Source organism: Janthinobacterium sp. 61 (assembly GCF_002846335.1).
Lineage (GTDB): Bacteria > Pseudomonadota > Gammaproteobacteria > Burkholderiales > Burkholderiaceae_D > Janthinobacterium.
Genome location: NZ_PJMQ01000001.1, coordinates 3,691,171 through 3,718,153, shown reverse-complemented (window position 1 = coordinate 3,718,153; position 26,983 = coordinate 3,691,171). Strand labels below are relative to the sequence as shown.

Genomic DNA, 26,983 nt, shown 5'->3' with positions numbered 1-26,983 from the left:
TTAGCGGGGCAGCGCCCAGCGTAATCCGACACCACACCAACGTCACCAACACCCTCGTTTTACGGAGAAACCACATGGCTCAAATATCCACCCTGCAAAGCCTGATCGCCGGCCGCTGGCTGGGCGAAAGCGCCGCCGTGCCCCTGCACAGCGCCTTGAACAACCGCGTCATCTATCACACGCATGCCGAGAAGATCGACTTCGACGAAGCCGTCACGTATGCCCGCAAGACGGGCGTGCCGGGCCTGATGGCGCTGGACTTCCAGCAGCGCGCCGCGCGCCTGAAGGCGCTGGCCCTGTACCTGGTCGAGCGCAAGGAAGAGCTGTATGCGATCTCGCACCTGTCGGGCGCCACGCGCGCAGATAGCTGGGTCGATATCGAAGGCGGCACGGGCACGCTGTTCGCCTACGCCAGCATGGGCAGCAACGAGCTGCCGTCGTCGAACGTGCTGCATGAAGGCCCGGCCATCGCGCTGGGCAAGAAGGGCGGTTTCGCCGGCACGCACATCCTGGTGCCGCGCGGCGGCCTGGCCGTGCACATCAACGCCTTCAACTTCCCCATCTGGGGTCTGCTGGAAAAATTTGCGCCGAGTTTTCTCGCCGCCATGCCCTGCATCGCCAAGCCGGCCACGGCGACGAGCTATCTGACGCAAGCTGTCGTGCGCATGATGCATGAATCTGGCTTGCTGCCGGCCGGCAGCCTGCAACTGGTGATCGGCTCCACGGGCGACTTGCTGGACCGCCTGAATGGACAGGACTTCGTCACGTTCACGGGATCGGCCGCCACTGCCGCCAAGCTGCGCACGAATCCGAACCTGATCGCCCAGTCCGTGCCCTTCAACGGCGAAGCCGATTCGCTCAACTGCGCCATCCTGGCGCCAGACGTCACGCCCGACGACGTGGAATTCGACCTGTTCGTCAAGGAAGTCGTACGCGAAATGACGGGCAAGTCGGGCCAGAAGTGCACGGCGATTCGCCGCATCATCGTGCCCGAGCACCTGATGGACGCCGTCGGCACGCGCCTGCGCGAGCGCCTGGCCAAGGTGGTGGTGGGCGACCCGTCCATCGAAGGCGTGCGCATGGGCGCGCTGGCATCGAAAGAGCAGCAGAACGACGTGGCGGAACGGGTCGCCACGCTGTCGCAAGGGAACGAAGTGGTGTTCGGCGCGGCCGACGGCTTCAGTCCCCTGGGTGATGGGGCACAGGATGGCAGCTTCTTCTCGCCGACCCTGCTGCTGTGCCGCGACGCTTTCGGCAACGATGCCGTGCATGACGTGGAAGCGTTCGGCCCCGTCAGCACCATGATGGGCTACAAGGATATCGACGAGGCGCTGGCCCTGGCCGCGCGCGGCAAGGGCAGCCTGGTGAGTACCCTGGTGACGCGCGATCCGAAGATCGCTGCGCGCGTGGTGCCGCACGTGGCGGCCACGCATGGCCGCGTGCATGTGCTCGAGCGCGTGGCCTCCGTCGATTCGACGGGCCATGGCTCGCCCTTGCCGCAACTGAAGCACGGCGGCCCAGGCCGCGCGGGCGGCGGCGAGGAACTGGGCGGCGTGCGCGCCGTGCGCCATTACCTGCAACGGGCGGCGGTGCAAGGCTCGCCGACCATGCTGGCGGCGATCACCGGTGAATACGTGCGCGGCGCGGATGTCAACGAAAGCCCGATCCACCCGTTCCGCAAGCACTTCGAGGACCTGAAGACGGGCGACTCGCTGCTCACGCACCGCCGCACCGTCAGCGAAGCGGACATCGTCGCCTTCGGCGGCATCTCGGGCGATTTCTTCTACATGCACTTCGACGAAATCGCTGCAAAGGAATCGCAGTTCGGCAAGCGCATCGCCCACGGCTACTTCGTGCTGTCGGCCGCCGCCGGTCTGTTCGTCTCGCCTGGCGTCGGCCCCGTGCTGGCCAATTATGGCCTGGATAATTTGCGTTTTGTCGCGCCCGTCGCCATCGGCGACACCATCCGCGCCCGCCTGACCTGCAAGCGCAAAGTCGACCGTAACCGCAAGGACGTGTTTGGCGTGGGCCAGGGCGTGGTCGCTTGGGACGTGCAGGTGACCAACCAGAATGAGGAACTGGTGGCCAGCTACGACATCCTGACCCTGGTCTCCAAGCGCGAGTAAGCCACGTTGGCAGGACAGGTTTGACCGGCGCCGCCTGCGATGTACGCTAGGGCGGCGCATTTTTTTTGGAGATACATCATGAGCAAGGCAGACGATCAACCTTCCATCGCCGTGCAGGCGCAATTGGCCCTGAGCGCCAGCGATGCCGTTGCCGCCATCGCCAATGGCAGCCTGGGCGCCGTCGACTACATGCATACCCTGCTGGCGCAGGCCCGCGCGCAAGCCGGCTTGAACAGCCTGATCACGCTCAATGCGGCGTCCGCGCTGGAAGCCGCCGCGCAGGTCGATGCGGCGCGCGCGGCGGGCCACGCCTTGCCGCCGCTGGCCGGCTTGCCCATCGTTGTAAAAGACAATATCGACGCGCGCGGCATGCCGACGACCGCCGGCACGCCGGCCTTGCGCGACTGGCATCCGGCCGTGAACGCGCCCAGCGTGCAGCGCCTGCTGGACGCGGGCGCCATTATCCTGGGCAAGGCGAACATGCATGAACTGGCGTTTGGCGCCACCAGCACGAATTTTTCCAGTTTCGCCGGCCACGTGAAAAACCCGTATGACAGCGCGCGCATCCCCGGTGGCTCTTCCGGCGGCACGGCGGCGGCGATCGCCGCGCGCATCGCGCCGGCAGGCCTGGGCACGGATACGGGCGGCTCCACGCGGGTGCCGGCCGCCTTGTGCGGCATCGTTGGCTTGCGCCCGTCCGTGGGCGATGGCGGCATACAGCGCCGCTACGATTCCAGCGGCACGGTCCCCATCAGCCACACGCGCGACACGGTGGGCCCGATGGCGCGTACGGTGGCCGACGTGGCTCTGCTCGACAGCGTGCTGTCCGGCCTTCCCGTGCCATCGCCGGAGCCGCTGGCCGGTTTGCGTTTCGGCGTGCCGGCCGCTTTCTGGCAGCCGCTGGACGCCGACGTGGCGGCCGTGATGGCGCAAGCCAGGGAGACGCTGGCGCAGGCGGGCGTGGTGCTGGTCGATATCGGCATGGAAGACGTGATGGCGGTGAACGGCAAGGTGTCGTTCCCGCTGGCGCTGCATGAGCCGCGCCAGGCGATTCCCGCCTACCTGGCCGCCAGCGGCGCGCAAATCACGCTGGACGATATCGCCGCGCAAGTGGCCAGCCCCGATGTGCGGCACGCGTTTGGCGCCATCCTGGGCGACGCGTTTGGTGCCGCGTATCCCGATGCCGTGCAGGTGCAGCGGCCCCGTTTGCAGGCGCTGTACCGCGACCATTTTGCGCGCCACCGCCTGGATGCCATTTTTTTTCCGACGACGCCCGTGTGCGCCGTGGCCATTGATGGCGTGCAGGGTTCGTCGGTCATCGCGGTGGCGGACGGTGCGCCTGGCGACGCGTTTACCACCCTGATCCGCAATACGGACCCGGCCAGCAACGCGGGCCTTCCCGGTTTGTCCCTGCCTGCGGGTTTGACGGCTGCAGGTTTACCGGTGGGGATGGAGGTCGACGGACCGCTGGCCAGCGACAGCCGTTTGCTGGCCATCGGCCTGTCATTGGAGGCGCTGTTCGGCCCCTTGCCGGCGCCGCCGGCGTGCGCTTGACGGCCTGAGAAGCACACTGGCACGCTTGGCAGGGCGCCAAGACTTTGTACCGGCTGAACTATCCATAAGTGTATGAAAAGTCTGGCGAAAGTGTGGTTTTGCACGGCGTGCTATTTAGATAAACCCCTCTAGAAGGCGTGCTTTTTTCATGAAAACGGGCGAATTCGCTCATTGCCTCAAGAAAACTTTCCAACGTAAAACCTTTTCTCTGTAGCATGGTTTTACTCACTGGTCACGCTGCCATGCACGCCCTAGGCGATGGCGGCGCGAAAAAACGGACCCGGCCTTTTACGGCCGGTGAGCCGTCGACCTCGAGTCCACTCCACGATTAATGTTCACCGCTACGGGTATTTGATTACTATGAATAAACACGTCCTGATTTTCCTGTTGGCCATGCCCCTGGCCATCAGCCACGCCTACGCCGACGAGGCCAGTGGTCCCACCGTCAAGATCAGCGGTTACGGCACGGCCGCGCTGACCATGGCCGATACGGACAAGGCGCAGTTTGCGCGTCCGAACCAGGCTGCCGGCGCGGGCCGCACTGCCCGTACGGGCGTCGATTCCAACCTGGGTCTGCAGGCCAATGTCACCGTCAATCCTTGGCTCTCGGCCACCGTGCAGGGACTGGCGCGCAAGGATGGCGAGGATGATTTCGGCGCTGAACTGGCGTGGGCCTTCGCCAAGGCCAAGGTGTCGGACAGCTTCAGTGTGCGCGTTGGCCGCATGGGTCTGCCCGTCTTCATGATTTCCGATTACCGTAACGTGGGCTATACCAACACCATGCTGCGCCCACCGGGCGAAATGTATTCGCAGGTGCCCCTGAACAGCATCGACGGCATCGACGGCACCTACCAGTTCAGCGCGGGCGACACCAGCATCACTACGCAGTTGGCGCAGGGCCGCACCAAGGCGACCCTGGCGACAGGGCCCGATTCGACCGTGCAGGTGGAAGGCAAGTCCATCGTCGCCCTCAACGTAGTGGCCGAACATGGCCCCGTTACTGTGCGTTTCGGCCGTGCCGAGACCAAGCTGACGATCAACGATTCGCCCAGCCTGAATACCTTGATGGGCAGCTTGCGCGCGGCCGGTCGTGGTTATCGGATCTCCCAGTTGGGCGCCCTGGCCGATGCGCTGGAAGTCAAGGACAAGAAGGCGTCATTTACCTCCGTGGGCCTGGGCCTGGACTGGAACAATGTCCTGGTGCAGTCCGAATATGCGAAGCGCAAGACGGACAGCTATGTCAGCGACAGCACCTCGTGGTACGTGATGGGAGGCTACCGCATCGGTGCCTTCCTTCCGTATTACAGCCACGCCAGCCTGAAGGCCGATGGCCGCGTGAGCAACACCGTGCCGGCCGCCTGCCCTGCCGGTTATCCTGCCGCCTGCACGCCGACCTTGCGCGCCCTGTCGGCAGGCGTCGACGCGCTGGCCACTATGCGCAATCAGCTGGAGCAATCGACGGACAGCATCGGTGTGCGCTGGGACTTCCACCGTTCGGCTGCGCTGAAAGTGCAGATCGACCGCATCAAGCCGAAGAATGGCCCAGGTCTCTTCGTGCAAGCCAAGCCTGGCTTCCATGGCCCAGTCACGGTGGCTGCCGCCGCCATCGATTTCGTTTTTTAAGGAGCGCCGCATGAAACCATTTATTGTGAATGTGGCTGCCTTGCTGGCGCTGTCGGTTGCCGTTCCTGCCATGGCTGAAGTAGTCGTTGTGGTCAATTCGAAGAGTGCTGCCGGTGCGATGACGAATGAACAGGTGGCACAATTCTTTCTCGGAAAATCGACAGCCATGACGCCGATCGATCAGCCGGAAAGCGCCCCTGTGCGCGCCGAGTTCTACAAGAAGGTGACGGACAAGGAGCCGTCGCAGGCGAAGGCCCTTTGGTCCAAGCTGGTGTTCACGGGCAAGGCGACTTTGCCAAAGGAAGTGGCCAATAGCGCTGACGTGAAGAAGGCCGTGGCGGCCGATCCGAAAGCTATCGGCTATATCGAAAAGAGTGCCGTCGACGGCACCGTGAAAGTTGTGCTGACGGCGCCATAAAGCCCGCTCGGGCCGCGCGCCATGCGGCGGCCCGATAATTCATCAAAAATCAGGAGACAGCAATGAGCATCAAACGCAAGATATGGGCGCTGCCTGTCATCTCGGCCGTGATTTTCGGGCTGGGGCTGGCTGTCAGCGCCTATCTGTCCACGGCCACGCTCAATTCCATCCACGCCACCGAGAGCGCCGACTATCCCGTGCTCGACATGGCCAAGTCGCTGACCCTGGACGTGGCTGCCGTCGGCGACGCCCTGCGCGATGCCGTCAGCGAAGGCGACAAGGAGCGTATCGGGCAAGTCGGCGGCCAGGCGGTCAAGCTGCGTGCCAAGCTGGCCGACTTTGTGGCGATCCCCGGGCAGCGCGAGCAGGGCCAGCGCCTGGCAAAGGAATTCGATGCCTATTATGCGCCGGCACTGAGCGCGGCGCGCATCATGCTGGAAATGGAAGAGGGTGACCCGCAAGCGACCGTGGCGCGCATGCAGGGTGCGCTGGCCGTGCTCAATACGGACCTGGCGAAGACCAATGAGCAGGCGCAGACGCAGTTCAAACAGGGCATCGAACGCAGCGCGGCCAATGTGCGCAATGCCCTCAATACCAGCATTGCCGTGGCGCTGGCCGTCATCGTCTGCCTGGTGGCCGTATCACATTTCGTCGTGCGTGCCATCTGGCAGCAGCTCGGCGGCGAGCCTGAATATGCGCGCCAGATCGCGCGCGCCGTGGCCGACGGCGACCTCTCGATGCAGATCGTGACCGAGGCGGGCGACCAGGCCAGCCTGCTGGCGGCGCTGAAGGAGATGCGCGGCCGGCTGGCCGGCATGGTGTCCGGTATCAAGGCGTCGGCCGAAACCATCCAGGTGGCCAGCGCGGAAATCGCCCAGGGCAACGCGGATCTGGCCGCGCGTACGGAGTCGCAGGCGGGCAGTCTGGACCAGACGGCGCGCAGCATGGACAGCCTCACAAGTACTGTGCGCGACAACGCCGCCAATGCGGGGCAGGCGCATGAACTGGTCGTGTCGGCATCCGTGGTGGCGGTCAAAGGCGGGCAGGTAGTCAGCCAGGTGGTTACCACCATGGGTGAGATCAACGATTCATCCAGGCGCATCGTCGACATCATCGGCGTCATCGACGGCATCGCCTTCCAGACGAATATCCTGGCCTTGAATGCGGCCGTGGAAGCGGCTCGCGCGGGAGAGCAGGGGCGCGGCTTTGCCGTGGTGGCATCTGAGGTGCGCAACCTGGCGCAGCGCAGTGCGGCAGCAGCGCGCGAGATCAAGCAATTGATCGGCGATTCGGTGGCAAAGGTGAATGTCGGTTCGAAACTGGTCGACGAGGCTGGGCTGACCATGGGGCAGATCGTCGATTCCGTGAAAAAAGTGGCCGACATCATGGCCGAGATCAGTGCCGCCAGTCAGGCGCAAAGCGCAGGCATCGGCGACATCGGCGTGGCCATCGGCAGCATGGATCAGATGACGCAGCAAAATTCCGCGCTGGTGGAAGAAGCGTCGGCGGCCGCCGAATCGCTGCAGGAACAGGCCGTGCAACTGGGCACGGCGCTGGCCGTGTTCAAGCTGACACAGGGCAGCCTGGCGCCGATCGCTACCGTGCCGGCGGCACGGCGGCTGGCGTTGACGAAGGCGGCTTAAGTCCGCAAGCCGAACGGATCGTCGATGCTGTGTGCCGGTTCGGTGAACCAGCGCGGACCGTTTTCCGTCATGTAGAAATGGTCTTCGTGGCGGATGCCGAATTCGCCGGGGATGCAGATCATCGGCTCGTTCGAGAAGCACATGCCCACGTCGAGCGGCGTCGTGTCATTGCCCACCAGGTAAGGCCATTCGTGGATATCGAGGCCGATGCCGTGGCCCGTGCGGTGCGGCAGTCCCGGCAGCTTGTAGCCGGGGCCAAAGCCGTCGGCCTCCAGCGAGACGCGCGCGGCGCGGTCCACGTCGCCGCAGGGCACGCCCAGCAGGGCGGCGGCGAATGCCGCTGCCTGCGCCGCCTTTTCGCTGTTCCACACGCTGCGCTGGCGTTCGCTGATGGCGCCAAACACATAGGTGCGCGTGATGTCGGAGATGTAATTCATTACCTGGCAACCCGTGTCGATCAGTACCGTGTCGCCTGCCTTCAGTGTCTGCACGTAGTTTACGCCATGCGGATAGGCCGTCGCTTCGCCGAACAGCACGATGCAAAAATACGAGCGGGGTGCTCCCACCTTGCGGTGCGCGCGCTGGATGAATTCTTCCACTTCCACCGTCGTGATGCCTTCGTACAGCATGCTGGCCGTGGCCACGTGCACGGCCAGGGTCATGTCCATCACGCGCTGCATCAGGGCGATTTCGGCCTGTGACTTGCGGCTGCGGCAGTACGCGGTGACGGCACGCGCATTTTCCAGCGCGTAGCCGGGTGCCAGCGGCCGGATGCCGTCATAGATGAAGAAGGCGGCGCTTTCGCAGATGCCCACGCGCGGCGGCGCGTCCGCATCCTGGGCAATCCCCATGCGCGCCAGCACGTCGACGAACAGCTGGTACGGGCTCTCGTGCTCTTCCCAGCAATTGACCATGCCCTCGATGAGCATGAAGCCTTGCAAGGTGCTTTCCTCGAAGGCGGGAGCGATGTATTCGATCTCGCCGCTGGCCGGCAGGATGGCGCCCACCATGCGTTCGCTGGCATACCATTTGGTGCCCGTGAAGTAGGTGAGGTTGGCGCCCGCGTTCAGGTAGATCGCGGCGATGCCCTGCTCGCGCATGAATGCTTGCGCCTTGGCGATGCGTTGCGCGTGTTCGTCCTTGCCGATGGCAACCATGCCGCCCGTCATGTCCGACAGCGATGCCAATGCCTGTTCGATGGAAGTGCCACCTATGCTCATGCCTGCTCCTTTGCTCGATGCTGATTTGGAATGCGGGCATGATATCAGTTCGCGCCTTTCTGCTGGAGCCAGGGCGCGCCGCCGGCGGCATCGGGCGGGGGCAGCACGAGGTCGTGCGGATAATGAAATGCCAGTCCGCATAGTGCTGTTTGCGGCGCTGAACTGGTCGGGCACACCCTCGACCAGTTCATCGAGATTTTTCGGATAGCCGGACGCGCCCAGCGACAGCTTGATGCGTCTATTGTCCCAAGCGCGCTTGTAGGCATCGACGGCTACAGGTATCTCGATCAGGGCGCTGCGTAATTCCTGCTCCTTCGCCCTTTGGCGTGTCAGCTGTGCCATCGGCACGGCTACCGTGGGTGTGTATCCGCCCAGCTGACCTTGCTGCTGGAAGCGTCGCAGACGGACGCCGCCTTTTCCGTGTTGTCGACAATCCTCGCGCAATGAAAAACGCCCCGCTGCAGCGATGCAGCGGGGCGCTTGTGCGCGCAAGCGCGGTTTATTTTTCCAGCTGCGTGCGCACGCGGGCGATCGCGGCGCGCACCTGGCGTGGCGCGGTGCCGCCTACGTGGTCGCGCGCGGCAACGGAGCCTTCCAGGGTCAGCACTTCAAACACGTCTTCACCGGTCAGCGGGGAAAACGCGCGCAACTGTTCCAGCGACAGGTCGGCCAGGTCGCAACCGGCATCGACGCAGGCGCGCACGGCCAGGGCAACCGCTTCATGGGCGTCGCGGAACGGCAAGCCCTTCTTGACCAGGTAGTCGGCCAGGTCGGTCGCCGTGGCATAACCTTGCAGGGCTGCCGCGCGCATCGCTTCCGGTTTCACCGTGATGCCACCGGCCATGTCGGCGAAGATGCGCAGTGTGTCGATGACGGTGTCGACGGTATCGAACAGCGGTTCCTTGTCTTCCTGGTTATCCTTGTTATAGGCCAGCGGCTGGCCTTTCATCAGGGTCAGCAGGCCAATCAGGTGGCCATACACACGGCCTGTCTTGCCACGCGCCAGTTCCGGCACGTCCGGGTTCTTCTTTTGCGGCATGATCGACGAGCCAGTGCAGAAGCGGTCGGCGATGTCGATGAAGCCGATGCGTGGACTCATCCAGATCACCAGTTCCTCGGCCATGCGCGACACGTGCATCATCAGCACGGAGGCAGCGGCGCAGAATTCGATGGCGAAATCACGGTCCGACACTGCGTCGAGCGAATTGTGGCAGACGTCGTCGAAGCCCAGCGTCTTGGCGACGCGAAGGCGGTCGATGGGGAAGGTGGTGCCGGCCAGGGCGGCTGCGCCCAGCGGCAGGCGGTTGACGCGCTTGCGGCAATCGGCCATGCGTTCGGCATCGCGGCCGAACATCTCGACATACGCCAGCATGTGGTGGCCGAAGGTAATCGGCTGGGCCACCTGCATGTGGGTAAAGCCCGGCATGATGGTGTCGGCATGCTGCTCTGCCAGGTCCGTCAGTGCGCTGCGGAACGTCGCCAACAGGGTGGTGATGTCGTCGATGGCAGAACGTACGTACAGGCGGATATCGGTGGCCACCTGGTCGTTGCGCGAACGGCCCGTGTGCAATCGCTTGCCCGCATCGCCTACCAGTTCGGTCAGGCGCTTTTCAATATTCAGGTGGACATCTTCCAGGTCCAGCAGCCATTCGAACTGGCCAGCGGCGATTTCCTGCGAGATTTGCGCCATGCCGCGCTGGATTTCCGCGTAGTCGGCCGCGCTGATGATGGCTTGCGCATGCAGCATTTCCGCATGGGCCAGCGAACCTTCGATGTCGAACAGCGCCAGGCGCTTGTCAAAAAATACAGAAGCTGTGTAGCGCTTGACGAGGTCCGAGACCGGTTCGGAAAACCGGGCCGACCAGGCTTCGCCCTTTTTGGAGAATTGATCAGTCATGAAAGAAGTCCTTTAGTGTAGGGCGATTATAAACAAGGTTGGCCTGCGGTAGTGCTTTTAGGGGCTTGCAGGGCGCTGAAATGGCCAGTAATGGGGCTGGCAAGCATCAAATGCCACGGTACGGGCGCTGTTGCGCGTTCCATCCGGGCTTTTTGTATTCTGTCCCGCAAATCGTGCGTTTTGTCGCAATCCGATGGCAGTTCAGCGGTGATCGGCCTACAGTTCAATCATCGCAGGACAAACAGCAACACCCCTCAACCTCAAGGAAAATATCATGAACATCGCTAAAAACATGGAAGCCATCTTCGTTGCCATCGTCGCCATCGCCGCCGCCACCAGTCTGGCCACCGCCGCCGTGCCGAAGTTCCGCGCTGCGCCAGCCACCATCCACGCCAGCGCCGATCAAGCCACCATGCACACCGTGTATGTCAGCGCCAAGCGCCTGAGCGCAGAAGAAAAAGCCGCCCTGTAAGAGTGGCGATGCAATGCAGCTAGTACGAAAAATATCAGTAGCACACAGCAGTACCGTACATGGACAGTCAGAACGGGCGGCGCCCCCCGGTTATTTCCAGCCCAGGTGACAGCAGCAGAAAAAAGACCGATGATCGTGTTTTCAACGATAGCAAGGCCTGCACAATGTCAGCTTTGATGATCAGTACCGACAAGGCGGAACTCGACGTTCCGGACATCCACCATTTTCTCAGCACGCAATCGACATGGGCCATCGGCATCCCGCTGGCTACCGTACAGCGCGCCATCGACCGTTCGCTGTGTTTCGGCGGCACGCTTGACGGCCGCCAGGTGGCGTTTGCCCGCGTGGTCAGCGACTACGCCACGTTTGCCTATCTGGTCGACGTGTATGTACTGGAAGAGTACCGCGGCCGCGGCTACAGCAAGCGCCTGATGGACGCCGTGATGGCCCATCCCGACTTGCAGGGCTTGCGCCGTTTCATGCTGGCCACCAGCACGGCGCATACGCTGTACGCGCGTTACGGTTTTACGGCGCCGCTGCGCCCGGAAACGCTGATGGAACGCTATGTGCCGGACATCTACCAGCGTTGATTGATTACCTTGAGCGTCGGGCGCAAAAAAGCCACGGCGACTGTGCATCGCCGTGGCCTTCTTTACTGCCAATGCATCAGGCAGGGGGGAATCAATAGCAGCAGCGCGAGCACCAGATAGATCAGCTGCAACGGGATCATCCACTTGGCCCAGGTAATCCACGGCACGCGCGCCAGCGCCAGCACGCCGACGGTGATGCCGGAGGTGGGAATCATCGGCGTGGTGAATTCGCCGAACTGGAAGGCAAGAATGGCCGTCTGGCGCGTCACGCCCACCAGGTCGGCCAGCGGCGCCATGATGGGCATGGTCAGCGCGGCCTGGCCGCTGCCGGAATGGATGAAGAAATTGATTACCGACTGCATGAAGAACATCTTTTGCGCTGCAAAGACTGGGCTTGACGAGGCCACCAGGGGCGTCAATGCATGCAGCATGGTGTCGATAATCTGCGCGTCGCGCGCCAGGATCATGGTGCCGCGCGCCAGCGCGATGACCAGCGCCACGCTCACCATGTCGCGCGCGCCCTGCACGAAAGACGCCACCAGGCTGTCCATGTCGAGCCGGCCGACCAGACCGACGACGATGGCCATCACCAGGAACAGGGCGGCGATTTCATCGATGAACCAGTCGTACTTGACGACGCCGACGACCATCGTCAGCAAGGTCGCCATGAAAATCCACAGCACGGCACGGTGCGTGCGCGTCATGCCGGCAAAGCTGTCCAGGTCCATCGAGTGTTCGCTGCGTTTTTCGATGTCGAGCAGATAGGTCGGGCTTTTTTCCGGATGTCGCTTGATGCGCGCCGCGTACCACATCAAAAACACGATGCTGACCGCCGTGGCGATGGCCCACACGATCAGGCGGTAGCCGATGCCGGAAAAGATCGGCACGCCGGCGATTCCCTGCGCGATGCCGACGTTGAACGGGTTCAGGAAGGCGGCGGAAAAGCCCACCTGCGAGCCGATGAAGGGAATCGATACGCCCGTGATGGTGTCATAGCCCAGGGCCAGGGCAAGCGGCACGAAGATCAGGATGAAGGGAATCGCTTCCTCGTTCATGCCGAAGGTGGCGCCACCCAGTGAAAACATGGTGAAGAAGACGGGAATGATGGCCGCGCGCACGAAGCGCGAACTGGTATGCGCCTTGGCGATGGCCTTGATCAGCGAGTCGAAGGCTTCCGTCTTTTGCAGCACGGCGAAGGCGCCGCCGACGATCAGCACGAAGCCGATGATCAGGCTGGCGTCGACGAAGCCCTTGATGGGCGCCATCATCAGCGCAGCCAGTCCCTGCGGCTTGTTGTCCACGTAGTGAAACGTGCCGGGGATGATCAGCTGCTTGCCATTGACCAGTTGCGTATCGAATTTCCCGCCCGGCACCAGCCATGTCGCCAGGGCGATCATGGCCAGGATGCCGCACAGCAGGACGAAGGTGTTGGGGAGCTTGAATTTTCTCATGGCGTCATTGGCTCAGCAGGCTGCCGCCGCGGAAGGCGATGGCGCCGGCGACCTTGCCGACGTTCATGCCGCGCAGGACGTGGCGGTGGGCGCTGCGCGCAAAGAAGACACCGGCGACCGTGCAACGCAAGGTCGTCGTCTCGCCGCTGACGGGATCGATCAAGTCGGCTATTGCATCGCCGGCGGCCAGCACGTCGCCCATTTCGCGCAGATACACCAGTACGCCGTGGTGCGGCGCGAGGATCGGCTCCACGCCGGCCAGCGGCGTTGGTTCGCATTGCGGTGCGGGCAGGTCGTCGCCGGCACCGGCTATCTCCAGCACGCCCTCGATGGCAAGAAAGCGCAGCAAGGCAGTGGCATCGCGCTCTGCCAGGGCGTAGCTCACTTCCACTTCGCCGCGCAATTCGACGGTGGTCGACAGGCAGGCGGCGGGGATTGGATAGCGTCCCTGGAAGTGCGCGTCCAGATCCCACCACAGGCGGCTGCAGGCTTCGTCGAAAGGCTCTTCCCCGGCAGCCAGTTCCAGCAGCACGGCACGCGCGCCCAGCAGTGCGGACAGGGGCGCGATCTGCGCCGCCAGCGGCGTGCCTGTATAGATGTGCAGTGCCGCTTCGTTATCGCAATGCAGGTCGAGCACGATGTCGGCATCGATTGCCATGCCCAGCAAGGTTTTTTTCAGTGTTTCCGCGTCCGTGCCCGGCCGCCAGGCGGCGACGGCGGCGCGCGCATGCTCGCGTATCAGCGCTACGTTGGCTTGCGCATCCTGTCCCAGCAGGCCATCGAGCGTGGTTTTCAATTCATCTGCCACGTGGCGGTAGGCGCGGTTGAAGTTGATGCCCGTGGTCAGGTCGAAGCGGCCAAACGGCGCGCCATGGATGGCTTGCGCCAGGCCGATGGGATTGGCGGCCGGCACCAGGATCACTTCGCCGTGGATCTTGCCCGCCGCCTCCAGCGCCAGAAGTTCGCGGCGCAGGAATTGCGATACCAGCATGCCCGGCACTTCGTCCGCGTGCAGCGCTGCCTGGATATACACCTTCTTGCCGCTGCGGCTGCCGGCCGCCGCCGTACCAAAGTGAAAGCTGCTCAACTGGCAAGATACGCTGGCGTGCGCGCTGGAGATGGGATGCTGTTGTACTTGCATGGTGAATTCGCCCCAAAACGGGGCGCGGTTGATGGATTTCGGTCGATTATGTAGCATTATTTTCACGAAGTAAATCAATGAAAATCCTTTTACAAATATTTGTTGAGTTTTCTTTTTGATATGAGTAGAGTAAGTTCCAACGACCCGTTTTCGCCTTTTTATCCTTCATTCGCCATGCACAAGAACACAGGCCGCCAGTGATATGAAATCATCCGCCAGTCCTGCCCGTAACAGCGCCCGCACGCCAGTGGCCGCCGTCCTGTCGTCGCCCGATGCCGCCTTCGCGCAATCGCCGCTGGGGCAAGCGCTGATGTACGTGCTGGCCAGCGGCTCGGCCTCGCAGCGGCAGATCGCCGATTACCTGCTGCGCAACCAAATGCGCGTGACGGCGCTGGGCATCGAGGAACTGGCCGATAGCTGCCAGGTATCGACGGCGACCATCAGCCGCTTTGCGCGCGACATCGGCCAGAAGAATTATTCGGCCATGCGCAGCGCCATGGCCGAAACCCTGCAATCGCTGTTGCAGCCAGTCGACAAATTGCGCCGCACGATAGAACGGCGTGCGCGCGCCACATCACCCATCACGGAAAGCCTGGAGTATGCGGCCGCGAACATCGCCGCCACGTCCGATGCCCTGTCGCCGCCGGCCATGCAGGCCGTGGTGCGGCGCCTGACGCGCGCCAAGGTAGTGTATGTGATGGGTTTTGGCTTGTCGGCCAACCTGGCGGGCATGCTGGTGCAGCATCTGCAGCCGTTTTGCCCGCATGTGGTGGAAGTGGTGGGCATCGGCGGTTCGGAAGTGGCGGCCGGACACCTGGTCAAGCTGACGGGGCAAGACGTGCTGGTGGTGATCTCGTTCCCCCGCTACACGCTCGACTGCATCGGCCTGGCCAGCTTCGCGCGCGACCGCGGCGCCTGCATCGTGGCGCTCACCGACTCTCCAGCATCCCCCCTCGCCGAACTGGCCGATCACGCGCTGTATGCGCAAAGCACGCATCCTGTCCTGCCCAGCAGCGCCAGCACGGCGCTGGCCATGATCGAGGCGCTGGCCGTGGCGCTGATGGTATCGAACAAGAAGAACGTTGAAAAAGCGGCCCGCCTGAGCGAAGTCATTGCCGCCTATCTGTATGGCGGCGAGCATGGCGTGCCGGGGCCCCGGAAAGCAGTATCCAGGCAGCGCAAGGCAGTATAAAAATCATGACAAAAATCAGACATACACCATCGGGGAGAGATGCAATGCACATGAAAAGACAGGACGACCGTTCCATATTTCCACGCGAATCGGCGTTGGCGCAAGGCGTGCGTCTCGCGCTGGGCGCCTTGAGCGTGTCGGCGGCGCTGGGCATGCTGGCCAGCGCCGCGCAGGCGCAGGAACAGGATGGAGAGCCTGCGCCGAAAAAAATGCAGCGCGTGGAGATCACGGGGTCGGCCATCAAGCGCCTGGAATCGGAGACGGCGCTGCCGGTGCAGGTCATCACGCGTGCCGAGATCGAAAAGGCGGGCGTGACGACTGCGGCCGAGCTGATGGCGCGCGTGTCAGCCAACGTGGGCGGCCTGACCGACGGCGCAAGCATCAATGTGGGCGGCGACCAGCGCGGCTTCAACAGCGCCAACCTGCGCGGAGTGGGAACCTCATCGACCCTGGTGCTGCTCAATGGCCGGCGCATGGCGAACTTTGCCTCGCCGGGCGACGATGCCGGCGTGGACTTGAACAACATTCCCGCCGCCGCCCTGCAGCGCGTGGAAGTGCTGCTCGACGGCGCCTCGGCCCTGTACGGTACGGACGCCATCGGTGGCGTCATCAACTTTATTACACGTAAGGATTACCAGGGCGTGGAGCTGAATGTCTACGGCAGCCGCACCGATGAAGGGGGCGCCGGCAAGCGCACGGCCAGTATCACGGCCGGCACGGGCGACCTGGCCACGGATGGCTACAATATCTTTGCTGTCGTCGACCTGCAAAAAACAGACCGCCTCAGCTCCTCGCAGCGCAAGTTCATTCCTAACCTGCAAGTTCCGCAGCGCCTGGGGCATTTGCTGTCAAGTTTTACAAGCCCGGCGAATATCCGCCTGTCGGGAGAGCAGCGTGACTATTTGCAGGACAATGGATTTCTGCTCAATGGCAAGCCGATTACCAACCGACAGATCAATCTGTCGATACCGAACTGTTCGCCTCCGGCCAATCTGTATCTGCCGGCCGGAACGGGCGGCGTCGATGCCTGTACCTACGATTACATGGGCGACACGGAGCTGTACCCGAAGACGGACAAGCAGAACTTGCTCACGCGCGGCGTACTGAAACTGAATAATGATCACCAGCTGTACGCGGAAGTGGCGCTGAGCCGTTCGCGCAGCTATTACGTGGGTTCGTCGGCGCGCGTGATCGGCTATCTCGATTACAGCAAGGTACCGCAACTGGCCAATACCGGCCTCGATAGCATCATCGACGAAGACGGCAATCCGACTGCGCGCGAATTGGAACTGCGCATGCGCCTTAATGAGGCGGGCATGCGCACCAGCCAGTTGACCAGCGAGAGCCAGCGTTTCGTGGTGGGCGCCAGCGGCACGCTCGCCGGCTGGGATTACGACGTGGGCTTCAATCACAGCGTCAACGTCGTGAAGGACCGCGATACGCATGGTTATGTCCTGTACGACAAGCTATTGGAAGGCATCGCCTCCGGCGACATCAACCCGTTTGGCCCATCGAACGCGAAGGGCAGGGCGCTGCTCGACAGCATCCAGGTCAATGACGAAGTACGGCATGCGCGCGGCACCATGGATGCACTCGACTTCAAGGCATCGCGCGCGCTGATGGCGTTGGGTGGCGGCGACATGGCGCTGGCTGTGGGCGGCGAAGTGCGCCGCGAGCGCACCGAGTTCCGTCCATCGGCATTGCTGATGAGCGACAACATCAACAACGACGCGGCGCCCGAAGGCGGCGTGGCCACCAGCGACAGCCGCAAGGTGCAAGCCATCTACAGCGAATTACTGCTGCCGTTTACCAAGCAGTGGCAGGCGCAGTTGTCTGGTCGTTACGACCATTACCAGCAGGTGGGCGGTGCCCTTAGTCCGAAGATCGGCCTGACCTACATGCCCAGCAAGCAGGTGCTGCTGCGCGCCTCGGCTGGCAAGGGCTTCCGCGCGCCGTCGATGTCGGACCTGCACCGGCCCACCGCCTACAGCAGTACGGCGACGCTACCGGATCCCGTGTATTGCGCGAGCGAGAACAATGATTACTCCGTCTGCGCCGATAATTGGGATACGCGCCGCTACAGCAACGATAAGCTGAAACCGGAGCGCAGCCGCCAGTTCACGGTCGGCCTGGTGCTGGAACCGAGCCAGCACTGGACCTTCAGTGCCGACTACTGGAACATCAAGCGCACGGATCTGATCAGCGAAATCGGCGACGACATCATCCTGGGCAACCTGGCCAAATACGGCGATCTGGTGCACCGCAACAAGGACAATGAAATCGACTATATCGAGCTGCGCAAGGAAAACCGTGGCGCGCAAAAGGCTGCGGGCATCGATATCACGGCCGACCTGCATGGCGTAAAAACGGCCTGGGGACGTTTTGGCGGCCACCTGAGCGGCACCTATGTGCTCGACTCGAAAATCCAGACCAGCCCCGGAGACGATTTCATCAGCAACTTGAATAAATTCGTCACGGACGGCGTGGTGCAGCGCTGGCGCCATACGATCACCCTCGACTGGGACAACGGCCCGTATTCGGCCAGCCTGTCGAACACCTATTCGAGCGGCTACGATGACCAGAACTCGGCCATCAACACGGACGATGGCAGCGTGGTCAAGTCGAACCGGGTAAAGGCGTACACGCTGTGGGACATGTCGGGCGCGTATGCGGTCAGCAAGCAGTTCAAGCTGCGCGCGGGCATACAGAATCTGTTCAATACCAGCCCGCCGTACTCGAACCAGGCGTACTTCTTCCTGTCCGGCTATGATCCCAGCTATTCGGATCCGCGTGGCCGGCGCTTCTATGCCAGCGCCAATTACAGCTTCAAGTAAGCAGTTTTATATAGAAGCGTGGAGATACCGCAACAACGCTGTCATATGCAGCAAGTAATATCGTAGTTCGATGGAGTTGGGTTGCAAGCAGTGGTTTTGGCAGCAAGGGCGCGCGCCAGGCGCGTGCCCCTTTCCGTGTATTCGAGAGGTACCATGAAATCATCTTCAAGCCTGTATCACACCTTCCGCGCCGCGCTGCTGTTCGCGCTGGCATTGTGCAGCTTCCATGCCGTGGCGGCGCCTGGCGGAAGTGCCATCGGCAGCGCCCCGCAGGGCACCCTCGTCATCATCGGTGGCGGCCTGCGCGCCGACAATGCCGAAGTCTGGCAGCGCATCGTCAAGTTGTCGGGCGGGCCGGGCGCGCGTATCGCCGTGCTGGCCTCGGCCGCGATGAATCCGGAAAAATCGGGTGAAAGCATCATTAAGAAACTCAATCAATATGGCGCCGATGCTTTTTTCGTGCCACTGGCCGTCAAGCTGGCCAATCGTGATTACCGCAAGGCAGCCGAAGATCCGGCCATCGTCACGCAGATCAAGTCGGCCACCGGCATCTATTTTGCCGGTGGCGACCAGGGGCGCATCACGCAAGCCTTGCTGCGCCCGGACGGCAGCCGCACGGCCGCGCTGGAAGCCATCTGGTCGGTTTACCGCAGCGGCGGCGTGATCGCCGGTTCCAGCGCCGGTGCGGCCATCATGAGCACCACCATGTTTTATGACGCCAAACCCGTGCTCGACATGCTCAAGATGGGCGTGACGGATGGACGCGAGATTGCGCCGGGACTGGGCTTCATCGGCAGCGATGTCTTCGTGGACCAGCATCTGCTGGTGCGCGGGCGCTTTGCGCGCATGATTCCCGTGATGCTGAAAAAAGGCTATCACCTGGGACTGGGCATCGATGAAAACAGCGCCATGGTGGTCGACGCCATGCGCGATGTGGAAGTCATCGGCTACAGCGGCGCCTTGCTGATCGACCTGTCGGGCGCCATCAGCGACCGTGGCGTGAAAAATTTCAATATCAGCAACGCCGCCATCAGCTACCTGGACCGGGGCGACAAATTCAACCTCGTCACGCGCGTGTTTACGCCGTCGCCGGACAAGGCCGACAACAAGCTCGATCCGAACCAGCCCGACATGCGCGAGCCCGTGTTTACCAACGATATCCTCGGCAATAACGCTGTGCTCGACCTGATGGGCAACCTGATCGACAACGCGCAGCAGGAAGCCATCGGCATCGCCTTTGGCAACCCGCGCGATCCGTATCCGGACCTGGGTTTTGAATTCAGGTTCAGCAAGACCGTCAACAGCGTCGGCTACAGCTCGACCGAGGCGGAAGCGTATTCGGTGCTGAAGCTGCGCCTCGATATCCGCCCGATCCAGCTGCGCCAGCCGCTGTACCGCTACAAATAAGCGGCGTTGGCGCGCCGCCAGCGTGGCCAAGCGGCGATCGTCAATGCCCTGAGCAGCCACTCGACAGGGCCATACGCGTGGCCGCGCAGCCACCAGCGGCTCAGTGGCAGCTGCACGCAAAAGAGGATGATGGCAAGCGCCAGTGCCCCGAGCGGCGAGACGCTGCCCATCAGCCGCGCGCCGTACGCGAGGAACAGCCAGGCACAGATGGCCGACTGCAGCAGGTAGTTCGACAGGGCCATGCGGCCCATATCGGCCAGCAGGGGGAACAGCGTTCCGCCGCGCAGGCGCTCGAACAGGGCCAGCGCCAGCGCCAGGTAGGTGCCGGCCAGCAGCGGCGCGCTCGCCAGTCCCACGGCCAGTCCCGCCAGCTGCCATGCCTGGCTTTGCACATACACGGACGTCCATGCATAGAAGGCGGCGCCGGGTAATCCCGCCAGCGTGCCGGCCCACAGCAGGCGGCGGCGCAGAGGCAGGTAATCGCTTGCGTGCAGCAGCATCTCGCGCTTGCCGGCAGCCAGGCCGCACAGGAACATGGCCAGCGCGCACGGCGCCTGTACCAGCAGCAGGACGATCCAGATGTCACTCAGTTCGCGCAGATGCTGCAGGATGACGGTGGCCGGAGTGGCGCGGTAGGCGGCCAGCGCGGTTGCCGCTTTCTGCGCCATGGCCACGGCCTGCTGGGCGGCGTCGCCCGCCGGCTGCAGACTTTGCAGCCAGGCCATCCATCCCCAGAACCCCACGCAGACGGTGACGAGAATCAAGGCCAGGGACAGTGCCTGGCGTTCGCCGCAACGATGCAGCGCCAGCAGCACGATGCCCAGGAGGGCGTAGGTGGTGAGTATGTCGCCATGAAACAGGACCACTGCATGCAGGGCGCCGATCAGCCATAGGCCAGCTTGCCGGCGCAGCATGCGCGGCACGAACGGCGCATCGGCGCGCGCGGCAGCCTGCATCTGCAAGGTGAAGCTGTAGCCGAACAGGAAGGAAAACAGCAGATAGAACTTGGTCTCGAACAGCAGGGCGACGAGAAAATGCGTGGCGCGGTCCACGCTGTCGTGAAAGGCGGGATCGGTCAAGCCCAGGCCGAACCAGGGCGTGGCGAAGGCGCCGATATTGACGGCCAAAATGCCGAATAACGCGCAGCCGCGCAGGGCGTCGACGTCAGCGATGCGCGCCGGTGTTGCCGTCATGGCGCCGCTCATGAGCGGGCAGGGCGCAGGAAGCGCGCCAGCAGCAGGTGCAAGCTGGCGCGCTGCGCCAGCGGTGCGTATTGGGGATCGACGGCGACCCGATTGAAGATGCCGTCGATCAGCGCGGCGATCCAGCTGGCCGTTTGCGCAGCATCCAGCGCGGTGTCGACCTGGCCTTGCGCAGCAGCGCTTTCCAGCAGCGCCTGCACGCCGGCGCGCAGCACGACATCGTTGCGCGCCACCCTGGCCGCGATATCTGGATCGCGCATCGCTTCGGCAGAAATTTCCAGCGCCAGTCCCGCAAAATCCCCGTCGGCCGCCAGCGCCAGCACCAGGTCCATGAAATCGAGCAGGGCGCCGTACGCATCGGCGCTGCCTTGCACGCCGACGAAATAGGCGGCCGTCTCGTTGCCTTCCTGGTCGACGATGGAGGCGATGATGGCTTGCTTGGTGGGGAAGTAATGAAACAGGTTGCCGGGACTCATGCCCGCTTGCGCGCAGATGGAGGCCGTGCTGGTCTGATGGAAGCCTTTGCGGGCAAAGCAGTGGCGCGCTGCGGCGACGATGGTGTCACGGCGGGCCGCGTGTTTATCAGGATCGATGGTGCGCATGGTGTCTGTCCGTTTTCCGTATTAATTCATTAATTGACTAGTCAATCTAATATAAACCGATAGGGTGGCATGGTCAAGCGTATCGGGTGAAATGGGCGCTTTGCATGCCCCCTTCCTGTCGCTACAATGTGCCGCAGCGGTTTTCCCCGCGCCTGCTGGCGAGCCCGCTGATTGTTTGGAAAACCGTTCCCTTCACCTGTTTTTCTACCGTTTTAGGAATGACATGCAGCAGACTCCGATTCGCTCCTTCCTCTGCGCTCTGGCGCTGGCCGCCGGCACGCTCCCTGTCGCGGCGGCGACCATTGCCGCCCAGCCGGCCACCATGCGCCTCGATTACCAGCACAGCGGCAATGCGCTGGGCGAACATTATGCGGTTGAACGCGTGCTGGTCGAGCCCTTGCCATGGCCGGGCAATCCGGCGCGCCCTATCGACGACAGCAACCGCGGCAACAACCTGCTGGAAGTGGTCGATATCAAGTCGGGCAAGGTGCTGTATTCGCGCGGCTTTTCCACCATCTTCGGCGAGTGGGCCAGCACTGATGAAGCGAAAACCACCACGCGCGCCTTCCAGGAATCCGTGCGCTTCCCGCAGCCGGAGCAGCCCGTGCGCGTGCGCATCCTGAAGCGCGACGAGCGTGGCCTGTTTTCCATTGTATGGAGCACCGATGTCGACCCGGCGGCGCAGGATGTGATCCGCAAGCAGCCGCCGGCGCCCGTCAAACCGATCCCGATCCGTGTCAGCGGTCCGTCGTCCGGCAAGGTCGACCTGCTGATCATGGGAGATGGCTACACGGCCGCGGAAATGGGCAAGTTCGAAGCGACGGCGCGGAAATTGGCCGAGCACCTGTTTACGGTGTCGCCGTTCCGCGAACGGGCCAATGATTTCAATGTGTGGGCCATGGCCGCGCCGACGCAGGAGTCGGGTGTGTCGCGTCCATCGACGGGCGTGCACCATGCGTCGCCGTTGGGTACGCGCTACGATATCTTCGGCAGCGAGCGCTATGTGCTGACGACGGATAACCGCGCCCTGCGCGACCTGGCGCAATATGCGCCGTATGAATTCATTGAAATCCTCGTCAACAACGACACCTACGGCGGCGGTGGCATCTTTGGCCAGTTCAGCACGGCCGCAGCGAACAACGACTGGGCCAATTACCTGTTCGTGCATGAATTCGGCCACCATTTCGCCGGCCTGGCCGACGAATACTACACCTCGCCCGTGGCCTATCAGTCGAATGGCGAGCGGCAGGAACCGTGGGAGCCGAATGCCACGGCGCTGCGCGATCCGGCCAGGCTGAAATGGAAGAACCATGTCAAGGCGGGCACGCCGCTGCCCACGCCATGGCCGAAGGAGGCGTATGACAGCCATGCGCGCGAGTACCAGAAACAGCGCGCCGCCCTGCGTGCGGCCAACCGCCCGGAAAGCGAGATGAGCGACTTGTTCAAGGCCGACCTGGCGTACACGCAACAGCTGTTCTCGAAGGCGCCACTGCGCCATGCGGTGGGCGCCTTTGAAGGCGCCAACTACGAATCGTCCGGCTACTACCGGCCGGAGATGCAGTGCATCATGTTCGACCGCAGCGAGACGTTCTGCTCCGTATGCCAGGATGGCATCAGCACCATCATCGACCTGTATTCGCGTCCCGCCAAGGCGCCGCGCAAATAAGGCCGTTCAGCTTAACCCCGCAAGGCATGGCGGGCCATGTTGCAATGCAATAGCATGGCCCCCATTCTATCCACCCTTCACCACCCACCGCCCGCCACTGCCCAGTGTTGCTTGTTTTTCAGGCAATTCCCACCTTCGCTGACAAAGTCACTTTTCTTCCCGTCAGCCCAGCATAGTTATCAAATAAGCATCCACGCACGCTTGCTTGAAAAATATTTCATTTAGATAATATTGAGGTAAAATTTGATTTACATCAATGTTGCATTGCCGCAATCGCACTTATAGTTGACCTAGCTCAAAGCGTCATGAAATGCGGATCGGACTTATCACGAATCACGCTTCTAAATGCTGTAGAGTAATTTCGCCCCGTACCAGTTCCCTGAGAATGCACTGGTGCTGGCCTCGAATTTCAGTGACGGAAGCCCGATTCATGAAGATGCAGATCCCCGCGCCTGACGCGTGCAGTACCTTACACCCCCACACTCCCATTGCCTTGCCGTATGCGCGTGCCGGCGGCGTTACCCTGGCCATTTGCGCCGCCGCCATGCGTGCCGGCGCAGTGCGATGCGTGCATGCGGCCACTCCCTGGCCCGCACTGCGTCCTGTTCAGGCATGACGGCCGCCTTGCAGCAGTACTTGCCTTTGCAGGGCAAGCGGGGGCTGGTGGTCGGTATCGCCAACGCGCAAAGCATCGCCTGGGGCTGCGCCAGCGCATTGCGCGCAGCCGGTGCCGAACTGGCAGTCACCTGGCTCAATGACAAGGCCCGTCCACATGTGGAACCGTTGGCGCAGCAAGTGCAGGCGGCCATCATGGCGCCACTCGACGTGGCCGTGCCGGGCCAGCTCGAAGCGCTGTTTGCGCAGATCGCGCAGCAGTGGGGGGGGCTCGATTTCGTGGTCCATTCCATCGCTTACGCGCCCAAACAAGACTTGCATGGCCGCGTGACGGACAGTTCGGCTGACGGCTTCGCGCAGGCGATGGATATCTCCTGCCACTCCCTCATGCGCATGGCGAAGCTGGCCGAACCCCTGATGCCGGACGGCGGCAGCCTGATGACCATGAGTTACCTGGGCGCCGAGGAAGTCATCGCCGATTATGGCTTGATGGGACCCGTGAAGGCGGCGCTGGAAGCATCGGTGCGCTACCTGGCCGCCGAACTGGGCCCGCAAGGCATCCGCGTCAATGCCATCTCGCCGGGTCCTCTGGAGACCCGGGCCGCTTCCGGCATTGCCCATTTCGACCGCCTGATGGCCGACGCCATCGAACGCTCGCCCATGCGGCGCCTGGCCACTATCGAGGACGTGGGCGCGTTGTGCGCCTTCCTCGCCGGCGACGGCGCGCGCGCCATCACGGGTGGCACCCTGTATGTCGATGGCGGCTACAACATTCTGAATTGACTGGAAGAAGATGATCATGCCTGTTCCCGCATTATCCGCGTGCGCCAGGATGGCCGCGCTGGCCACCACGCTGGCCCTGGCCGGCTGCGCCTCGATGGCGCCGCCGTACGCGCCACCGCCGCTCCCCGTGGCGGAGCAGTATCCGGAAACCGATTCCGCCGGCGCGCACGCGGCCGATATCGCCTGGCAAGCCTATTTTGCCGATGCGCGCCTGCAGGCGCTGATTACGCAGGCGCTGGCCAGCAACCGCGATATCCGCATCGCCGCCCTGCGCGTGGAAGAGGCGCGCGCCGCGTATGGCATACAGCGCGCGGAGCAGTTCCCCACCATCGCGCTGGGCGCTTCCGGCAGCCGTGCGCGCGTGCCCGGTGACCTGAGCGTGACGGGCCGCCCCATGACAAGCGCGCAGTACCAGGCGGGCTTGAACGTGAGCGCATGGGAGCTCGATTTCTGGGGCCGCGTGCGCAGCCTGAAGGACAGCGCGCTGCAAACCTTGCTGGCCAGCGACGAGGCGCGCCGCGCCGTCGGCGTGGCCCTGGTAGCGCAGGTGGCCAATGGCTACCTGGGCTTGCGCGAACTGGATGAACGAGTGGCGCTGGCGCGCGCCACGGTCGACAGCCGCGCCGAGTCGCTGCGCATCTTTACGCGTCGCTTCGAGGTCGGTTCGATTTCCAAGCTGGATCTGACGCAGGTGGAAACCCTGCTTAGCCAGGCCTTGTCGCTGTCGGCGCAGCTGGAGCAGGCGCGTGCCGTCCAGGCGCACGCGCTGGCCCAGCTGGTGGGCGGCCCCGTCGACCTGACGCCGGTGGCTGGTGAGGTGCGCCGCTTCGATGACGCCAGCGTGCTGCAGCCCTTGCATGCGGGCTTGCCATCTGCCTTGCTGGCGCAGCGCCCCGACCTGGTGGCGGCCGAGCATCAGTTGCGCGCCGCGCACGCCAATATCGGCGCCGCGCGCGCCGCCTTCTTTCCCACCATTTCGCTGACGGCGGCCTACGGTACGGCCAGCGCTGAATTGAGCGGCCTGTTCGATTCGGGTAGCGGCGCCTGGAATTTCGCGCCGCGCCTGGTGCTGCCGATCTTTGACGCGGGCCGCATCCGGGCCAACATGGACCTGGCCGAGGTACGCCGCGACGTGGCCGTGGCCAATTATGAAAAGAGCGTTCAGGGCGCGTTTCGCGAAGTGGCCGACGCGTTGTCGAACCGGCGCTGGCTGGCGCTGCAGGTGGACATCGGCAAGACCACCCTGGCCGCGCAGAGCGAACGTGCGCGCCTGGCCAAGCTGCGCTACGACAATGGCGCCGCGCCCTACCTGGAAGTGCTTGATGCGCAGCGCGACCTGCTGACGGTCGAGCAGCAACTGGTGCAGACGCGCCGCGCGCTGCTCTCCAGCCAGGTCAGCCTGTATGCCGCCCTGGGCGGCGGCGCACCCGCTGCCGCCACCACGTTCTCCAATTAATTGCGATTGCCGACACCATGACTCCACAACTGAAGAAAAAACTCATCCCCGCCGCGCTGGTCGCCGCCGTTCTCATACTGGGCTTTGTGGCCTGGCAAAAAATGCGCCCCACCGGACCCGGTGAAGGTTTCGTCAGCGGCAATGGCCGCATCGAAGCAACCGAAATCGACGTCGCCACCAAGCTGTCCGGCCGCGTCAAGGACATCCTCGTGCGCGAGGGCGACTTCGTGAAGGCGGGCCAGCCGCTGGCCACCATGCAGGTGGACTCGCTGACGGCGCAGCGTGACGAGGCGCGCGCGCGCCAGCAGCAGGCGTCCGACGCGGTGGTCGGTGCGCAGGCCCAGGTGGCCGTGCGCGAGAGCGACAAGGCGGCCGCGCTGGCGCTGGTTGCGCAGCGTGAAAGCGAACTCGATGCGGCCCGGCGCCGCCTGGCCCGCTCGGAAACCTTGTCGAAAGAGGGCGCTTCCTCGGTGCAGGAACTTGACGATGACCGCGCCCGCGTGCGCAGCGTGGCCGCAGCCCTGAATGCGGCCAAGGCGCAGGTCACGGCGGCGCAGGCGGCCATCGATGCGGCCAAGGCACAGGTGGTCGGTTCGCGTTCCGCAGTGACGGCCGCCGAAGCGACCACCGCGCGCATCGACGCCGACCTGGCCGATGGCCAGCTGGCCGCGCCGCGCGACGGCCGCGTGCAATACCTGGTGGCGCAGCAGGGTGAAGTACTTGCCGGTGGCGGCAAGGTTCTCAACCTGGTCGACCTGTCGGACGTCTACATGACCTTCTTCCTGCCCGAGACGGCGGCCGGCAAGGTGGCGATGGGCGGCGAAGTGCGCATCATCCTCGACGCAGCGCCCAACTACGTGATTCCGGCAACGATCTCGTTTGTCGCTGCCAGCGCGCAGTTCACGCCGAAGACGGTGGAAACGGCCAGCGAGCGTCAGAAGCTGATGTTCCGCGTGAAAGCCCAGATCAGCCGCGAGCTGCTGCAAAAGCATTTGGCGCTGGTGAAAGTGGGCTTGCCCGGCGTAGCCTGGGTGCGTCTCGATACAAAGCAGGCATGGCCGGCTGAACTGACGGCCAAGGTTCCGCAGTGA

Annotated in this window: 20 protein-coding genes; 14 read left to right on the top strand and 6 right to left on the bottom strand. The window is 63.4% G+C overall.

The window, feature by feature from the left end:
* The first annotated feature begins 74 nt into the window (after positions 1–74).
* The 5 genes from paaZ (at position 75) to CLU92_RS16900 (ending at position 7,364) form a co-directional block, all read left to right on the top strand.
* Entirely contained in the window at positions 75–2,126 is a 2,052-nt protein-coding gene (gene paaZ, locus CLU92_RS16920) for a phenylacetic acid degradation bifunctional protein PaaZ (RefSeq protein ID WP_101482840.1), read from the top strand.
* Between the two features lie 78 nt (positions 2,127–2,204).
* Complete coding sequence (gene iaaH, locus CLU92_RS16915; protein WP_101482839.1) at positions 2,205–3,680, top strand: indoleacetamide hydrolase; 1,476 nt, start codon at positions 2,205–2,207, stop codon at positions 3,678–3,680.
* 360 nt (positions 3,681–4,040) lie between these two features.
* A complete protein-coding gene (locus tag CLU92_RS16910; RefSeq protein WP_101482838.1) occupies positions 4,041–5,303 on the top strand; it encodes a hypothetical protein in 1,263 nt (420 codons plus the stop codon).
* A 10-nt stretch (positions 5,304–5,313) separates the two neighbouring features.
* Positions 5,314–5,721: a hypothetical protein gene (locus tag CLU92_RS16905; RefSeq protein ID WP_101482837.1), complete on the top strand. Its 408-nt coding sequence runs from the start codon at positions 5,314–5,316 to the stop codon at positions 5,719–5,721.
* Between the two features lie 62 nt (positions 5,722–5,783).
* The gene (locus CLU92_RS16900) at positions 5,784–7,364 is read left to right on the top strand and encodes a methyl-accepting chemotaxis protein (RefSeq protein WP_101482836.1); all 1,581 of its coding nucleotides are present in this window, start codon (positions 5,784–5,786) and stop codon (positions 7,362–7,364) included.
* Here the strand turns inward: CLU92_RS16900 and CLU92_RS16895 are convergent.
* Both CLU92_RS16895 and argH read right to left on the bottom strand, forming a co-directional pair.
* Complete coding sequence (locus CLU92_RS16895; RefSeq protein ID WP_101482835.1) at positions 7,361–8,584, bottom strand: Xaa-Pro peptidase family protein; 1,224 nt, start codon at positions 8,582–8,584, stop codon at positions 7,361–7,363. The genes CLU92_RS16900 and CLU92_RS16895 overlap by 4 nt on opposite strands.
* A 499-nt stretch (positions 8,585–9,083) precedes the next feature.
* Positions 9,084–10,481, bottom strand: coding sequence for an argininosuccinate lyase (gene argH, locus CLU92_RS16890; RefSeq protein ID WP_101482834.1), 1,398 nt, complete (start codon positions 10,479–10,481; stop codon positions 9,084–9,086).
* Positions 10,482–10,755: 274 nt separating this feature from the next.
* On the opposite strand from argH, the gene CLU92_RS16885 reads away from it, so the two are divergent.
* On the top strand, positions 10,756–10,953 hold the full coding sequence (locus tag CLU92_RS16885; protein WP_101482833.1) for a hypothetical protein: 198 nt from the start codon (positions 10,756–10,758) through the stop codon (positions 10,951–10,953).
* Positions 10,954–11,117: 164 nt separating this feature from the next.
* Positions 11,118–11,543, top strand: a complete 426-nt coding sequence (locus CLU92_RS16880) for a GNAT family N-acetyltransferase (RefSeq protein WP_101482832.1) — start codon at positions 11,118–11,120, stop codon at positions 11,541–11,543.
* A gap of 62 nt (positions 11,544–11,605) precedes the next feature.
* Here the strand turns inward: CLU92_RS16880 and CLU92_RS16875 are convergent, their stop codons facing one another.
* Both CLU92_RS16875 and CLU92_RS16870 read right to left on the bottom strand, forming a co-directional pair.
* Positions 11,606–12,994: a YfcC family protein gene (locus tag CLU92_RS16875; protein ID WP_101482831.1), complete on the bottom strand. Its 1,389-nt coding sequence runs from the start codon at positions 12,992–12,994 to the stop codon at positions 11,606–11,608.
* Between the two features lie 4 nt (positions 12,995–12,998).
* A complete protein-coding gene (locus CLU92_RS16870; protein ID WP_101484733.1) occupies positions 12,999–14,135 on the bottom strand; it encodes a succinylglutamate desuccinylase/aspartoacylase family protein in 1,137 nt (378 codons plus the stop codon).
* Between the two features lie 202 nt (positions 14,136–14,337).
* Here CLU92_RS16870 and CLU92_RS16865 point away from each other — a divergent pair, with 202 nt between their 5' ends.
* The 3 genes from CLU92_RS16865 to CLU92_RS16855 all read left to right on the top strand — a co-directional run bounded on the left by CLU92_RS16865 (position 14,338) and on the right by CLU92_RS16855 (position 19,568).
* A complete protein-coding gene (locus tag CLU92_RS16865) occupies positions 14,338–15,327 on the top strand; it encodes a MurR/RpiR family transcriptional regulator (protein ID WP_101482830.1) in 990 nt (329 codons plus the stop codon).
* Between the two features lie 44 nt (positions 15,328–15,371).
* On the top strand, positions 15,372–18,161 hold the full coding sequence (locus CLU92_RS16860) for a TonB-dependent receptor (protein WP_101482829.1): 2,790 nt from the start codon (positions 15,372–15,374) through the stop codon (positions 18,159–18,161).
* A gap of 153 nt (positions 18,162–18,314) precedes the next feature.
* Positions 18,315–19,568 (top strand): cyanophycinase, encoded by a 1,254-nt coding sequence (locus CLU92_RS16855; RefSeq protein WP_101482828.1) that lies wholly within the window; start codon positions 18,315–18,317, stop codon positions 19,566–19,568.
* On the opposite strand, the gene CLU92_RS16850 is transcribed toward CLU92_RS16855, so the two are convergent.
* Together CLU92_RS16850 and CLU92_RS16845 are read right to left on the bottom strand one after the other, a co-directional pair.
* The gene (locus CLU92_RS16850; RefSeq protein WP_101484732.1) at positions 19,559–20,761 is read right to left on the bottom strand and encodes a DUF418 domain-containing protein; all 1,203 of its coding nucleotides are present in this window, start codon (positions 20,759–20,761) and stop codon (positions 19,559–19,561) included. The genes CLU92_RS16855 and CLU92_RS16850 overlap by 10 nt on opposite strands.
* An 8-nt stretch (positions 20,762–20,769) precedes the next feature.
* Positions 20,770–21,372, bottom strand: a complete 603-nt coding sequence (locus tag CLU92_RS16845) for a TetR/AcrR family transcriptional regulator (RefSeq protein ID WP_101482827.1) — start codon at positions 21,370–21,372, stop codon at positions 20,770–20,772.
* Between the two features lie 223 nt (positions 21,373–21,595).
* Between CLU92_RS16845 and CLU92_RS16840 the strand changes: the two genes are divergently transcribed.
* From CLU92_RS16840 to CLU92_RS16825, 4 genes are all read left to right on the top strand, one after another.
* Positions 21,596–23,038 (top strand): IgA Peptidase M64, encoded by a 1,443-nt coding sequence (locus tag CLU92_RS16840; protein WP_101482826.1) that lies wholly within the window; start codon positions 21,596–21,598, stop codon positions 23,036–23,038.
* Positions 23,039–23,650: 612 nt separating this feature from the next.
* Positions 23,651–24,436 carry an enoyl-ACP reductase FabI gene (gene fabI, locus CLU92_RS16835; protein WP_101482825.1) on the top strand — a complete coding sequence of 262 codons (786 nt, stop codon included), beginning with the start codon at positions 23,651–23,653 and terminating at the stop codon, positions 24,434–24,436.
* A gap of 10 nt (positions 24,437–24,446) precedes the next feature.
* On the top strand, positions 24,447–25,892 hold the full coding sequence (locus tag CLU92_RS16830; RefSeq protein WP_101482824.1) for an efflux transporter outer membrane subunit: 1,446 nt from the start codon (positions 24,447–24,449) through the stop codon (positions 25,890–25,892).
* 17 nt (positions 25,893–25,909) lie between these two features.
* The gene (locus CLU92_RS16825) at positions 25,910–26,983 is read left to right on the top strand and encodes an HlyD family secretion protein (protein ID WP_101482823.1); all 1,074 of its coding nucleotides are present in this window, start codon (positions 25,910–25,912) and stop codon (positions 26,981–26,983) included.

What these genes read in the sequence shown, in the direction of transcription:
- paaZ (WP_101482840.1), top strand. Translation starts at nt 75, where the DNA reads ATGGCTCAAATATCCACCCTGCAAAGCCTGATCGCCGGCCGCTGGCTG.
- iaaH (WP_101482839.1), top strand. Translation starts at nt 2,205, where the DNA reads ATGAGCAAGGCAGACGATCAACCTTCCATCGCCGTGCAGGCGCAATTG.
- CLU92_RS16910 (WP_101482838.1), top strand. Translation starts at nt 4,041, where the DNA reads ATGAATAAACACGTCCTGATTTTCCTGTTGGCCATGCCCCTGGCCATC.
- CLU92_RS16905 (WP_101482837.1), top strand. Translation starts at nt 5,314, where the DNA reads ATGAAACCATTTATTGTGAATGTGGCTGCCTTGCTGGCGCTGTCGGTT.
- CLU92_RS16900 (WP_101482836.1), top strand. Translation starts at nt 5,784, where the DNA reads ATGAGCATCAAACGCAAGATATGGGCGCTGCCTGTCATCTCGGCCGTG.
- CLU92_RS16895 (WP_101482835.1), bottom strand. Translation starts at nt 8,584, where the DNA reads ATGAGCATAGGTGGCACTTCCATCGAACAGGCATTGGCATCGCTGTCG.
- argH (WP_101482834.1), bottom strand. Translation starts at nt 10,481, where the DNA reads ATGACTGATCAATTCTCCAAAAAGGGCGAAGCCTGGTCGGCCCGGTTT.
- CLU92_RS16885 (WP_101482833.1), top strand. Translation starts at nt 10,756, where the DNA reads ATGAACATCGCTAAAAACATGGAAGCCATCTTCGTTGCCATCGTCGCC.
- CLU92_RS16880 (WP_101482832.1), top strand. Translation starts at nt 11,118, where the DNA reads ATGTCAGCTTTGATGATCAGTACCGACAAGGCGGAACTCGACGTTCCG.
- CLU92_RS16875 (WP_101482831.1), bottom strand. Translation starts at nt 12,994, where the DNA reads ATGAGAAAATTCAAGCTCCCCAACACCTTCGTCCTGCTGTGCGGCATC.
- CLU92_RS16870 (WP_101484733.1), bottom strand. Translation starts at nt 14,135, where the DNA reads ATGCAAGTACAACAGCATCCCATCTCCAGCGCGCACGCCAGCGTATCT.
- CLU92_RS16865 (WP_101482830.1), top strand. Translation starts at nt 14,338, where the DNA reads ATGAAATCATCCGCCAGTCCTGCCCGTAACAGCGCCCGCACGCCAGTG.
- CLU92_RS16860 (WP_101482829.1), top strand. Translation starts at nt 15,372, where the DNA reads ATGCACATGAAAAGACAGGACGACCGTTCCATATTTCCACGCGAATCG.
- CLU92_RS16855 (WP_101482828.1), top strand. Translation starts at nt 18,315, where the DNA reads ATGAAATCATCTTCAAGCCTGTATCACACCTTCCGCGCCGCGCTGCTG.
- CLU92_RS16850 (WP_101484732.1), bottom strand. Translation starts at nt 20,761, where the DNA reads ATGACGGCAACACCGGCGCGCATCGCTGACGTCGACGCCCTGCGCGGC.
- CLU92_RS16845 (WP_101482827.1), bottom strand. Translation starts at nt 21,372, where the DNA reads ATGCGCACCATCGATCCTGATAAACACGCGGCCCGCCGTGACACCATC.
- CLU92_RS16840 (WP_101482826.1), top strand. Translation starts at nt 21,596, where the DNA reads ATGCAGCAGACTCCGATTCGCTCCTTCCTCTGCGCTCTGGCGCTGGCC.
- fabI (WP_101482825.1), top strand. Translation starts at nt 23,651, where the DNA reads ATGACGGCCGCCTTGCAGCAGTACTTGCCTTTGCAGGGCAAGCGGGGG.
- CLU92_RS16830 (WP_101482824.1), top strand. Translation starts at nt 24,447, where the DNA reads ATGATCATGCCTGTTCCCGCATTATCCGCGTGCGCCAGGATGGCCGCG.
- CLU92_RS16825 (WP_101482823.1), top strand. Translation starts at nt 25,910, where the DNA reads ATGACTCCACAACTGAAGAAAAAACTCATCCCCGCCGCGCTGGTCGCC.